Annotated in this window: 13 protein-coding genes; 12 read left to right on the plus strand and 1 reads right to left on the minus strand. The window is 68.9% G+C overall.

The features are described 5' to 3' along the window. The 12 genes from ACFC1K_RS03830 (at position 1) to ACFC1K_RS03885 (ending at position 10,658) form a co-directional block, all read left to right on the plus strand. Positions 1-837: a carbohydrate ABC transporter permease gene (locus tag ACFC1K_RS03830; RefSeq protein ID WP_109210316.1), complete on the plus strand. Its 837-nt coding sequence runs from the start codon at positions 1-3 to the stop codon at positions 835-837. A gap of 14 nt (positions 838-851) precedes the next feature. After that, complete coding sequence (locus ACFC1K_RS03835; protein ID WP_310286344.1) at positions 852-1,226, plus strand: nuclear transport factor 2 family protein; 375 nt, start codon at positions 852-854, stop codon at positions 1,224-1,226. A gap of 38 nt (positions 1,227-1,264) precedes the next feature. After that, positions 1,265-2,059 carry a TIM barrel protein gene (locus ACFC1K_RS03840; RefSeq protein ID WP_375870507.1) on the plus strand — a complete coding sequence of 265 codons (795 nt, stop codon included), beginning with the start codon at positions 1,265-1,267 and terminating at the stop codon, positions 2,057-2,059. After that, on the plus strand, positions 2,056-3,579 hold the full coding sequence (locus ACFC1K_RS03845; protein ID WP_375870508.1) for a GMC oxidoreductase: 1,524 nt from the start codon (positions 2,056-2,058) through the stop codon (positions 3,577-3,579). The genes ACFC1K_RS03840 and ACFC1K_RS03845 overlap by 4 nt, the downstream gene beginning before the upstream one ends. A gap of 106 nt (positions 3,580-3,685) precedes the next feature. Continuing rightward, positions 3,686-4,090 carry a DUF6379 domain-containing protein gene (locus ACFC1K_RS03850; protein ID WP_375870509.1) on the plus strand — a complete coding sequence of 135 codons (405 nt, stop codon included), beginning with the start codon at positions 3,686-3,688 and terminating at the stop codon, positions 4,088-4,090. Continuing rightward, positions 4,087-5,211 (plus strand): sugar phosphate isomerase/epimerase family protein, encoded by a 1,125-nt coding sequence (locus tag ACFC1K_RS03855; protein WP_375870510.1) that lies wholly within the window; start codon positions 4,087-4,089, stop codon positions 5,209-5,211. The genes ACFC1K_RS03850 and ACFC1K_RS03855 overlap by 4 nt, the downstream gene beginning before the upstream one ends. Then, a complete protein-coding gene (locus tag ACFC1K_RS03860) occupies positions 5,208-6,254 on the plus strand; it encodes a sugar phosphate isomerase/epimerase family protein (protein ID WP_375870511.1) in 1,047 nt (348 codons plus the stop codon). The genes ACFC1K_RS03855 and ACFC1K_RS03860 overlap by 4 nt, the downstream gene beginning before the upstream one ends. After that, positions 6,247-7,029 (plus strand): nuclear transport factor 2 family protein, encoded by a 783-nt coding sequence (locus tag ACFC1K_RS03865; RefSeq protein WP_375870512.1) that lies wholly within the window; start codon positions 6,247-6,249, stop codon positions 7,027-7,029. The genes ACFC1K_RS03860 and ACFC1K_RS03865 overlap by 8 nt, the downstream gene beginning before the upstream one ends. A gap of 9 nt (positions 7,030-7,038) precedes the next feature. Continuing rightward, positions 7,039-7,455: a DUF6379 domain-containing protein gene (locus ACFC1K_RS03870; RefSeq protein WP_310286334.1), complete on the plus strand. Its 417-nt coding sequence runs from the start codon at positions 7,039-7,041 to the stop codon at positions 7,453-7,455. After that, positions 7,452-8,642, plus strand: a complete 1,191-nt coding sequence (locus ACFC1K_RS03875; protein WP_375870513.1) for a Gfo/Idh/MocA family protein — start codon at positions 7,452-7,454, stop codon at positions 8,640-8,642. Before ACFC1K_RS03870 ends, ACFC1K_RS03875 begins: the two co-directional genes overlap by 4 nt. Before the next feature lie 57 nt (positions 8,643-8,699). Next, positions 8,700-9,707, plus strand: a complete 1,008-nt coding sequence (locus ACFC1K_RS03880; RefSeq protein WP_375870514.1) for a sugar phosphate isomerase/epimerase family protein — start codon at positions 8,700-8,702, stop codon at positions 9,705-9,707. A gap of 81 nt (positions 9,708-9,788) precedes the next feature. Beyond that, a complete protein-coding gene (locus tag ACFC1K_RS03885; protein WP_375870515.1) occupies positions 9,789-10,658 on the plus strand; it encodes a ThuA domain-containing protein in 870 nt (289 codons plus the stop codon). Between the two features lie 67 nt (positions 10,659-10,725). Here the strand turns inward: ACFC1K_RS03885 and ACFC1K_RS03890 are convergent, their stop codons facing one another. Beyond that, a complete protein-coding gene (locus tag ACFC1K_RS03890; RefSeq protein WP_375870516.1) occupies positions 10,726-12,165 on the minus strand; it encodes a hypothetical protein in 1,440 nt (479 codons plus the stop codon). Positions 12,166-12,260: the final 95 nt, after the last annotated feature.

The raw sequence follows: 12,260 nt of genomic DNA on the forward strand, positions 1-12,260 counted from the left end.
ATGTTCCGCTACACCAAGCTCACCGCGGTGCGGGAAGTCCTCATCTGGATCATCACGATCATCGGGCTGCTGCCCTTCTACTTCCTGATCGCCACCGCGTTCAAGACCGACCAGGAGGCGCTGACCACGAGCGCCATGGCGCCGCCGCAGTCGCTCGACTTCAACGCGTTCATCGAGGTCCTGACCACCGGCGGACGCAACAGCATCCCGATGGCGATCCTCAACAGCGCGATCATCACGGCGGGCGCCATCTTCGGGCTGGTGCTCTTCGGCTCGGTCGCCGCATACGTCATCACCCGTCGCACCCGCGCGTGGACGAACCTGACCTTCTACCTCGTGCTCATCGCGATCATCCTGCCGGCGCAGCTGGGCACCGTGCCGCTCTACATCGGAGCCCGGTCCGTCGGCCTCACCGGCAACGCGATCGGCATGATCCTGCTGTGGATCGGCATCCTGCTGCCGCTGTCGGTGTTCCTCTACGCCAGCTTCTTCCGCGGCCTCACGACCGAGTACGAGGAAGCCGCCGTCATCGACGGAGCCTCGCCGACCCAGGCGTTCTTCCGGGTGGTGCTCCCGCTCATGGCCCCGGCCACCGGCACGGTCGCGATCCTCGCGGGTCTCATCGTCTGGAACGACTTCTTCAACTCGCTGATCTTCCTGGGCGGCTCGACGACCCAGACGCTGCCCGTCGCGATGTACACGTACGTCGGCGGCCTCGTATCGGCGTGGAACAAGATCTTCGCCGTCGTGATCATCTCGATGATCCCGATCCTGCTCTTCTACATGTTCGCCCAGAAGAAGTTCATCCAGGGCTTCGCCGGCGGCCTGAAGGGCTGAGAGGCCGATCCGCCGTGGGCGCCGACAACCGCGCGGCGTTCGAGACGTTCGTCGACCTCTTCTACACGCAGAAGCGTGTGGCGGATGCGTTCGCCTTCCTCGTCTCGGACGACTACATCCAGCACAACCCCACCATCGGCGACGGGCCCGGGCCGGCGATCGAGATGCTCACCCCGAAGTTCGACGGATCGCCGGAGGCGACGTTCGACATCCAGCGCATCCTCGTGGACGGCGACCTCGCCATGGTGCACGTGAAAGCCTCCCGACCCGGCGCTGCGGACGCCGCGGTCGCGGACATCTACCGATTCGAGGACGGCCGGATCGTCGAGCACTGGGACGTGCTGCAGCAGGTCCCCGTGCATGCCGTCCACGACCACCCGATGTTCTGACCCCTCGACGCGCTCGGGGACCGAGAGAAGGCTCACCCATGTATCAGCTCGCACCCAACATCGAACTCCTCTTCACGGAGGCCGGCGACTACCACGACCGCGTGCGCGCGGCCGCCGCGGCGGGGTTCGACGCCGTCGAGATGTGGGGCCCCACCGGGGTGGACGCCCCGGCGACGCCCAAGGATCTGCCGGCGCTCAAGGCCGCGCTCGAAGAGACCGGCACGCAGCTGACCGCCCAGCTTGCGGAGCCCCGCACGCAGTTCATGATCCCGCCGTGGGACCACTCGGAGTTCTTCCGCAAGCTCGACGAGGGCGTCGCGATCGCCACCGACCTCGGCTGCCCCCGCATCGTCGTCGGCAGCGGCACGGGCTTCGGCGGCTGGAAGCGTCAGGTGCAGCTCGACAAGCTCATCGAGATCTACCAGAAGGCCATCGCACAGATCGACGGCTCGGGCGTCACGCTCGTGCTCGAGCCGGTCAACGTGCGCGTCGACCACCCCGGCTCGCTCCTGGACCGCACCGCCGAGGCGGTCTACGTCGCCCGCGGCGTCGCGTCCCCGCGGTTCGGCGTGCTCTACGACATCTACCACTCGGCCGTCGAGGGCGAGGATATGGCCGTCGAACTCGCCAACGCGGGCGACCTCGTGAAGTACGTCCAGCTCGCCGACGCCCCCGGCCGCGGCGAACCGGGCACCGGCGAACTCGACTGGGCGGAGCGCTTCGGCATCCTCCGTGCCAACGGCTACGACGGGCCGATCGGCCTCGAGTATTACCCGACGGTCGAGTCCGCGGCATCCGTCGCCCTCATCCGTGAGCTGGCGGTCACCGCATGAGCCGTTACCCCGCGTCGGTCGACGTCGCGATCGTCGGCAGCGGTCCCGCCGGTGCGACGTACGCGCGCATCCTGAGCGAGGAGGCGCCGGATGCCTCGATCGCGATGTTCGAGGTCGGGCCCACGGTCTCCTACCCGCCGGGTGCGCACGTGAAGAACATCGAAGACGCGGGGCTCCGTGCCCGGGCGCAGGAACGCTCGGAGGGCCCCGGGGCGGGCGCGGCGACGGTGAATTCGCCCGGAGCGGTGAAGTCGGGTGAGCGACGCGCGCGCCCCGGCACCTATCTCCTCGCCGACGGCTATCAGGTCGACGGGGAGGACGGCCTTCCGGTCGCGGCGTTCTCGAGCAACGTCGGCGGCATGGCGGCCCACTGGACCGGCGCCTGTCCGCGTCCGGGCGGGAGCGAGCGCATCGCGTTCCTCGACGACCTCGACGACCTGCTCGCCGCCGGCGATCGGCTTCTGGGGGTGACGACGGATGCCTTCGACGCGGCGCCGTATACCGCGCTCGTGCGCGACCGGCTCGCCGCCGTCGTCGACGACGGTCGCGCCGACGCCGCACGCGTGCAGCGTATGCCGCTCGCGGTGCACCGGCGCGACGACGGACGGCTGGTGTGGTCGGGCTCGGATGTCGTGCTCGGCGACGCCACGCGTGCGAACCCGCGGTTCTCGCTGTTCGACGAGTCGCTCGTGACGCGCGTGCTCGTCGAGGACGGACGCGCAGTGGGCGTCGAGGTCCGGGATCTCGGCACCGGTGAGGTGCACGAGGTGCGCGCCCGCGCCGTCGTGGTCGCTGCAGATGCGCTGCGCACCCCGCAGGTGCTGTGGGCGTCGGGCGTGCGCCCCGCGGCGCTCGGCCGCATGCTCAACGACCAGACGCAGGTGGTCTACGCCTCGCGACTGCGCGACGTCGAGCCGCCCGCAGAGGGCGGGATCGCAGCATCCGGAGCCCTCTCCGAGCAGAGCGGCGTCAGCTGGGTGCCGTTCACGGACGAGATGCCGTTCCACGGGCAGATCATGCAGCTCGACGCCTCGCCGGTGCCGCTCGCGGACGACGACCCCGTGATCCCCGGATCGATCGTCGGGCTCGGCCTGTTCTGCGCCAAGGATCTGCAGTGGGAAGACCGCGTCGAGTTCTCGGACACCGAGCAGGACTCGTACGGGATGCCCGCGATGCGGCTGCACTACACGCTCACCGACCGCGACCACGCCGTGCTCGATCGCGCGCGGGCGGAGATCGTCGAGCTGGCGAAGGCCGTCGGCGAGCCGATCGGCGACCGGCCGTTCACGATGCCGCTCGGTGCCTCGCTGCACTACCAGGGCACGACCCGCATGGGCGAGACCGACGACGGGCAGAGCGTCTGCAGCCCTGACAGCGAGGTGTGGGGCGTACCCGGTCTGTTCGTCGCCGGCAACGGCGTCATCCCGACCGCGACGGCGTGCAACCCCACGCTGACGTCGGTCGCGCTCGGGGTGCGCGGAGCGCGCCACATCGCTCGGACCCTCACCCCCGGTCGTTGAGCGAGCGAAGCGAGACGAAACGCCTCGAAACGACGGTGAAGTCTTGCTTATGTCTATTTTCGACATTAGAGTGTAGAAACAAGAAGTAAGTGTCAAGGAGGACTCTGTGATCCCCGATCGCATCATCGAGCAGGGAACGCTCACGACCGATGGCGCCCGCGTCTCGGTCGAGGTTCGCTTGCCGTGGTACCGCGCGCTGCCCGCCTCGTGCATCGGCCGCGCCACGCTCACCGTCGACGGCGTCGAGGTGCCGGCCGATTCCCTCCGCTGGGGGATGAACGGCCAGGCCTTCACGTTCGACGAGCTCGTGCCGAACACCCAGGACTGGTGGTTCCCGACCGACTCCGCCGTGCTCTCGGGCGACCTCGAGCTCGCCGGCGACGCCGAGCACAAGGTCGAGGTCGGCCTCACCCTGTACATCCCGTACATCGTCATCGGCGAGAACGAGGTGCTCCACATCGAGGAGCGCGACGCCAAGAACATGACCGCACGAAAGGCGGTGGCGGCATGACCACCCTTCGACAGGCTCAGGGACCGGGTTCTCCGATCCAGGGCGTGACGCTGTACAGCTTCACCCGCGCCTTCCACGGCCGCGAGTACGACCTCGAGGGCCTCATCCGCAAGGTGGCGGCCGACGGCTACGGCCCCGGCCTCGAGATCATCGGCTTCTCGAGCTTCCGCGGCTTCCCCGAGATCGACGACCGCTTCGCCGGCTGGTTCCGCGACCTCGTCGACGAGACCGGACTCGTCACGACCTCGCTCGCTGTGAACGCCGACATCGGCATCCACCGCGACCGCCTGCTCACGCAGGACGAGCTGCTCGAGTACATGCGCCGCCAGATCGCGGCGGCCGCCAAGCTCGGCTTTCCGATCGCGCGCGTGCAGATCTCCATCACGCCCGACTCGATGGAGGCGCTCGCGCCGATCGCCGAGGAGTACGGCGTCACGCTCGCCCTCGAGGTGCACGCCGATCAGTACGCATCGCACCCGCGCATCCTGGCGCTCCGCGACCGCTACGAGAAGGTCGGCTCGCCGTTCCTCGGCTTCACGATGGACTGGGGCGCCACGGTGACCGGCTTCGCGCCGTCGCTGCTCGAGGCCTACCGCCGCCGCGGCGCGTCGGAGGAGCTCCTCGGCAAGGTCGTCGACCTGTGGGACGAGTTCTACGAGCAGGGCCCGCCTGCCGACCAAGCCGACCACGGTCAGCGCTTCGGACGGTTCATCGGCCTCGCCGCGCAGAACGGACGCCCCGACCTCGGCATCGACTTCGCCATCAACGGCACAGGCCTCTTCGGTCCCGCGCGCGTGGACGACTGGCTCGAGATCGTGCCGTGGATCAGGCATGTGCACGGCAAGTTCTTCGGCATCGACGAGTCGGGTGAAGAGCCCTCGGTGCCGGTGCGCGACCTCATCCGCCTGCTTGTCGAGAACGGCTACAACGGCGCCGTCTCGAGCGAGTACGAGGGCTGGCACTGGAACCACTGGCAGTCCCCGTTCGACATCATCGCCGGCGAGCAGGCCGTGCAGCGGTCGGCCGCCGAGGCGGCTGGCTCTCGCATGACCACCGACCGTGCCGAGGCGCGGGCGCAGCTCGCCGCCTGGCTTCCCACCACGCAAGGAGCATCCGCATGACCGACGGCATCGCCGGCACCGGCATCAAGCTCGGAACGACCCTCTACTCGATGACGAGCGAATTCGCCGCGGGCCTCTACACGCCCGAGACGCTGATCGCCGCCGTCGCCGAAGAGGGCATCGGACCCGGCGTGGAGTTCAACATCGCCCAGCTGCTGCGCACGTACCCCGACGTCGACAAGGAGTTCGTGAAGCTCTGGTTCGACTCGCTCGAGAAGTACGGCCTCGAGGCGAGCGCTGTCGGCACGAACCTCGACATGGGGCGCCGCAAGGACCGCGACATGACGCCGGACGAGGAGCACGACTTCTTCGCGCGCCAGCTCAAGACCGCGAACACCCTCGGGTTCAAGAAGATCGTCATCCGGTCGGCTGGGAAGGAGCTGCTGCGGCGGCTGCTTCCCCTCGCCGAGCAGTACGACCAGTACCTCGGTTACGAGATCCACGCGCCGTCGGGACCCAACGACCCCAAGGTCGTCGAGATCCGCGAGGTGTACGCCGAGCTCGGGAGCGATCGCCTGGGCTTCACCGCCGACTTCTCCTCGACGATGCACAGCCTGTCGCCGACGCTGCTCGCGCAGCTGGGCAAAATGGGGATGGACGAGAAGCACTTCACCGTCATGGACGAGATCTGGCATGAGCCGACGCCCATGCACGTGCGCAACCAGAAGTTCGAGGACTACCTCGTGAGCGAGGGCGTCGACCCCTTGACGTTCGGCCCGTTCACGCGCCTCGCCTTCAACATGCACGGGCTCGTGCCGGCGGAGGAGTGGCTCGACATCATGCCGCAGATCTTCCACGTCCACGCGAAGTTCTACGACATCGGCGTCGACGGCGAAGAGCCCGCCATGGACATCCCGCGCATCGTCAAGCAGTTCGTCGTGGGTGGGTACCAGGGCTACCTGTCGAGCGAGTGGGAGGGCCATGCCTTCCAGGATCTCGGCGAGGCTGACCCCATCGACCTCGTGAAGAAGCAGCACGCGCTCATGCGCAAGGCCATCGAAGACACCGTCGCCGAGCAGTCGAAGGAGACCGCGAATGTCTGACATCACGACCGACATCTCGGTCGCGGAGCTCGCCGCCGAGCTTGCCGACCTGCGCGACCAGCTGGCCGCCGCTCAGCGGCTGGCTCAGCGTGCCGAGGACCGCGGGCAGGTGGAGAACCTCTTCAACCGCTACATGTACCTGCACAACGCCTTCCAGGACGAGCAGATCATCCCGCTGTGGGTGAAGGAGGGTACCGAGGGCATCCGCGCGCGCTACACGAACGCGGGGCAGTACACCACGTGGGAGAGTGTCACGCGCTACCACCGCGACCGGCCCACGCCCGTCGGAAAGCTCATCCTCCACGCCACCACCACGCCTGTCATCGAAGTCGCCGGTGACGGCCAGACCGCCAAGGGCGTGTGGCTCATGGCCGGCACGGAGTCGGGACTGACCGACCCGAGGGTCGCCGAGGCCTTCCCCGACATGTACTCGCCCGAGGAGGTGCTCGGCAAGAAGGTCTGGGCGCACTGGGTGTGGTGCAAGTACGCCATCGACTTCCTCAAGCAGGACGGCGAGTGGAAGTTCTGGAAGTTCCGCTGCTACGAGCTCGCGCGTGCACCGTTCGAGGAGAACTGGGTCAGCTTCGGCATGAAGAACCAGGGGGCGTTCGACCTCGACCTGATGTACTTCGGCGACGACGGCAAGCCCGTCTTCATGCCGCCGGCGGACGAACCGGTCCCCTCGAACAACCACCCCTACAGCCCCGAGACGGTGCAGAAGCTCGAGCCGGCGCCTCCCGTGCCGCACGACCACTTCACCGACACCTACGCCTGAGGAACAGTCATGGCCACGCACAATTCCCTCTTCGCCGACAAGGACGTCCGCCGCACCGACACCGGTCTCGCCGTCTCGGTGCAGCTGCCCTGGTACCGCAGCCTCTGGCTCTCGGCCGTCGACGGGGTCGCGGCATCCGTCAACGGTGTCGCGGTCCCGACCGAGAACCTGCGATTCGCACTCAACGGACGCGAGTACCGCGTCGAGGAGCTTCCCGAGCAGTGGGACACGCTCTGGTTCGTCGCCGATCGGCCCGACGTCCTGATCGACCTCGGTCGTGCGCCCGAGCCCGGCGAAAAGCTCACCGTCGAGGTCGTGCTCACGATGCGTCTGCTGTACATGCAGATCATGCCGGGCACCGACGGCGGCCCGGGCCGCTACGTCACCAACCGCGTGCCGGTCGAGCGAGACGTCGTGCTCGCATGACGCTGCGGGTGGCCATGATCGGCTATGGGTTCATGGGCGCCGCGCACTCGGTCGGGTGGCGGCAGGCGCCGCACGTGTTCTCGCTGCCGGACGACGTCGAGATGGCCGTGATCGTCGGCCGCAACGCGGAGGCGGTGGCGGATGCTGCGGCCCAGTGGGGCTGGGCGGAGTCGGCGACCGATTGGCGCGAGGTGATCGCGCGCGACGACATCGACGTCGTCGACATCGTCACGCCGGGTGACTCGCACGCCGAGATCGCGATCGCGGCGCTGGAGGCCGGCAAGCACGTGCTGTGCGAGAAGCCGTTGGCGAACACGGTCGAAGAGGCCGCGGCGATGGCCGAGGCCGCCTCCCGCGCCGCCGCGCGTGGCGTGCGGTCCATGGTGGGGTTCACGTATCGACGGGTGCCCGCTGTCACGTTCCTCCGCGATCTGATCGCGCAGGGCGCGGTCGGCAAGATCGCACAGGTACGGGCGGCATACCGGCAGGACTGGCTCGTCGATCCCGAGATGCCGCTCGCGTGGCGCCTGCAGAAGGAGCACGCGGGATCGGGGGCTCTGGGCGACATCGGGGCGCACATCATCGACATGACGCAGTTCGTCACCGGTCTGGACGTGACCTCGGTGTCGGGTGTGGTGGACACGATCGTGAAGCAGCGGCCGCTGCAGGGCTCCGGCTCGGGGCTCTCGGGCACCGCGGCGGAAGGGTACGGAGAGGTCACCGTCGACGACATCGCGATCTTCACCGGTCGCCTGGAGTCGGGCGCGCTCGTCTCGTTCGAGGCCTCGCGGTTCGCGACCGGTCGCAAGAACGACCTGTCGATCGAGGTTTCCGGCTCCGCCGGCGCGTTGCGGTTCGACCTCGAAGACCTCAACACGCTGTGGTTCTACGACCGGACGGCGCCGGAACCGACGCAGGGCTTCACGCGGATCCTCGTCACCGAGGCGCAGCATCCGTACGTCGCCGCATGGTGGCCGGCCGGTCACATGCTCGGCTACGAGCACGGGTTCAGCCACCAGGTCGTGGACCTCGTGACCGCGATCAGCGAGGGCACCGACCCGCACCCGTCGTTCGCCGAGGGGCTGTCCGTGCAGCGCGTGCTGGCCGCCGTCGAGGAGAGCTCGCAGAGCGACTCCGGCTGGGTGCGCGTCGGTGCGCCGGTCGTGGCCGAGACGAACGCGGGATGACCCGCTGCCACCGGCGCATCGCCGGATAGGTTCATGACAACAAGCGAAGGAGCTTCGATGCCTCGTCCGATCACCCTCTTCACCGGCCAGTGGGCCGATCTGCCGTTCGAGGAGGTCGCGCGGCTCGCGGGCGAATGGGGCTTCGACGGCCTCGAGATCGCCTGCTGGGGCGACCACATCGACGTGTCCCGGTGGGACGACGAGGAGTACGTGCAGTCCCGCAAGGACATCCTCGAGCGCCACGGCCTCAAGGTGTGGGCGATCTCGAACCACCTGACCGGCCAGGCGGTGTGCGACGACCCCATCGACGTGCGGCACAAGGACATCCTTCCCAGTCGGGTATGGGGAGACGGTGAGCCGGAGGGAGTGCGTCAGCGGGCCGCGGAGGACATGAAGAACACCGCGCGGTTCGCTGCGAAGCTCGGTGTGAAGACCGTGAACGGCTTCACCGGGTCGTCGATCTGGAAGGCGGTCGCGATGTTCCCGCCGGCGTCCGACGAGTGGATCGCCGCGGGATACCAGGACTTCGCGGACCGGTGGAACCCGATCCTCGACGTGTTCGAAGAGGTCGGCGTGCGGTTCGGACTGGAGGTGCACCCGAGCGAGATCGCCTACGACTACTGGACGGCCAAGGCGACCCTCGATGCCATCGGCCATCGCAAGAGCTTCGGCCTGAACTTCGACCCGTCGCACTTCATGTGGCAGCAGCTGGACCCGGTGGCGTTCGTCCTCGACTTCGCCGATGACATCTTCCATGTGCATGTGAAGGAGTCGATCACCAACCTCGACGGCCGCAACGGCGTGCTCGGCTCCCACCTGCCCTGGGCGAACCCGCGTCGCGGCTGGACGTTCGTGTCGACCGGGCACGGCGCGGTGCCGTGGGAGCCGCTGTTCCGCGCGCTCAACGCGATCGGCTACGACGGGCCCACCTCGATCGAGTGGGAGGACGCCGGCATGGATCGCCTCGACGGCGCCCCCGAGGCGATCGAGTTCGTCCGCAAGCTCAACGCGATCACGCCCCCCGCCGCGGCATTCGACGCCGCGTTCTCCACGAAGGCCGACTAGGTCTCGACCCGAAGGGTCCCGGATCCACTCGGGACCCTGTTCGGCGTGCCGTCGCACGCCCTGCACGAAGGAGCGTTCCGCATGACCGATGTCCTGAACGTGCTCATCCTGTCGGGTCACATGACCCGCGAGCACGACAACGAGTTCCGCAGCTTCCGTCAGCACAACCAGTGGCTCACGACGCTGCTCGAAGACACCGGGCGCTTCCGGGTCCGCATCGTCGAGGATCCGCGCGGGCTCGGCGCCGACATCATCGACAAGTACGACGTCGTGATCGTCGTCTTCGAGGGCCGCGACGGCTACCACGAGAAGGCGGTCGGCTTCGGAGCGGAGACGGATGCTGCGCTCCTGAAGTTCGTCCATGACGACGGCAAGGGCATCGTGTGGTTCCACGGCTCCGCCGCGCAGGAGGACGACTGGGGCTACCCCGACGAGTACAACGTCATGCGCGGCTCCCGTCTCACCGTCGCCGGGGGACTGCGGCCCCGCCCGTGGGGTGAGGCGCAGCTCGACACCGTCGAGCCGCGGCACGCGATCACCGAGGGCATCAGCGCCCGGTGGACGGTCACCGGCGACGACATCCTCACCGGCGTCGAGATCGCCGAGGGCGCCCAGGTGCTCCTCACGACGTACGACGACCTCGAGTCGTACGAGAAGGCGCCGATGTGGCCGATGTCGCACTACCCGGTGGCGATCCCGCCGGAGGGCATCGCTGCGCTCCCCGGCATGAACACGGATCAGCCGATCGCCTGGATCAACGACTACGGCGCCGGCCGGTCGTTCACCATCACGATCGGCCACGACATCGACACGTTCCGCCGCATCGAGTTCATCCGCATGTTCCCGCGCGGCGTCGAATGGGCGGCGACCGGTGAGGTCACCCTCGACGGTCCCGACCGTCGGGGCGAGCGCCGCTTCCTGCCGTGGCCGTACTACAACCACGAGGGCTGAGCCGCGGGACGACGAAGGGGCCGGACGCGTCGCGTCCGGCCCCTTCGTGCGGTCGAGCGACCCGCGGTCAGCGGGCCGTGCCCACGGCCGACAGTGCGCGCTGCGCGAGCGCGAGGTGCGCGCGCGTCGTCGCCGCGGGATCCGCGTCGAGCCACTCGTGGCCGCCCCATTCGCTGGTGAGGGTGCCGGTGAAGCCGGTGCGTCGCAGGGCCGCCCCGATGTCGGCGATCGGCGCGGAGACGCGGCCGTCGGCGTCGTCGAGGTCCCAGAACTTGAGGTGCACGCCGGCGGTGAGCGGCAGCAGCGGCTCGAGGTCGGCGACGTCGGATCGGCCGAAGCGCACGAGCAGGTTCATGAAGAGCGTGTGGACGGCGGGCGGCACGCGTCCCTCGCGGAGGGCGGCGATCACCGCCTGGTGAGTTGCGGGCGCGCGCCACTCGGTCTCGAGGCGCCGCACCAGTTCCTCGTCGACGCCGCCCCGGCGGAGCTCGTCGAGGTACGACGGCGGCAGCGAGGGCATGAGCAGGCTGATGTCGACCAGCACGCGGACACGAGGGTCATCGAGTCCCTGCAGCAGCTCGAGGTTCGCCGCGACGGCGGGCAGGTCGAGCGTCTGCTGCCCCTGGATCTCCTCGTAGAGCACCACACCCAGCTCGTGGAGCACCGGCTGCGCGAGGCGCAGGAGCCCGGGCCCAGCCTGGCCGAACGGCACGCGCACGCCCCGCGCACCGAGCCGTGCGGCCGCTCGCAGCTGCGGCACGAGGAACGCGAGCCGCTCCTGCTCGGTGCGCCGAGCCGTCGGCGAGATCCAGTCGTCGAGGCTCGCCCCGACGATCGTCACGGCGCCGCCCGCGGAGGCCAGACGCTCGCGGAACGCATCCACGTCCACGTCGGACGGCTCGGGGAACGAGCGCCACACCTGGCCCGCCTCGATCTCGATGGTCGATGCGACGCCGTCGGCGACGACTCCGATCGCGATGTCGTCGGCTGTGCGCTCGGCACGGATCACCTCGGGCGTCCAATTGAACGCACTCGCCGACACGATCCAGTCACCGGGTGCGTCGTCCTGTGCCGCGCCCGCCGGCTCACGACCCGACGTTCGCCCGGCGGTCGAGTGCGGGCGAACGGATGCTGCGTCCCCGAGCTCCAACGCGCGCTCGGCGCGGAACGGCAGGCAGAGCGGCCCGGACGGCCCGGCCTGCAGGTACGGCACCACGAGCACGAAGGACACCGAGATGTCGTGGGCGCCGGGAGGCAGCATCCGTTCGCCGCGCAGCTCGAGCCGGTCCTGGATGAACCACCAGCCCTGCTCGGCGTGGAGGGCGTCGGGTTCGACCTCGCGCTCATCCAGCCGGACCGCGACAGGGACGGGGGACCCGTCGACCTGCACCGCGATGTCGGTGACGGAGGCGACAGGCATCGACCGGATCCACGGCAGGCTCACGCGCAGGGCGAAGCCCGATTCCGTCGCGACGAGCGCATCGTCCAGCAGCAGCGGCAACGCCATCGTGTTCACTCCCTTGTGTCGGAACCGGCGTGGCCGGCTTCAGACAGGAAGCTACACGCTTTTGTCGATTTCCGTAAGAAGTTGTCGGCGAATGA

The organism is Microbacterium sp. NPDC056057, assembly GCF_042266945.1.
Taxonomy (GTDB): Bacteria; Actinomycetota; Actinomycetes; order Actinomycetales; family Microbacteriaceae; genus Microbacterium; species Microbacterium trichothecenolyticum_C.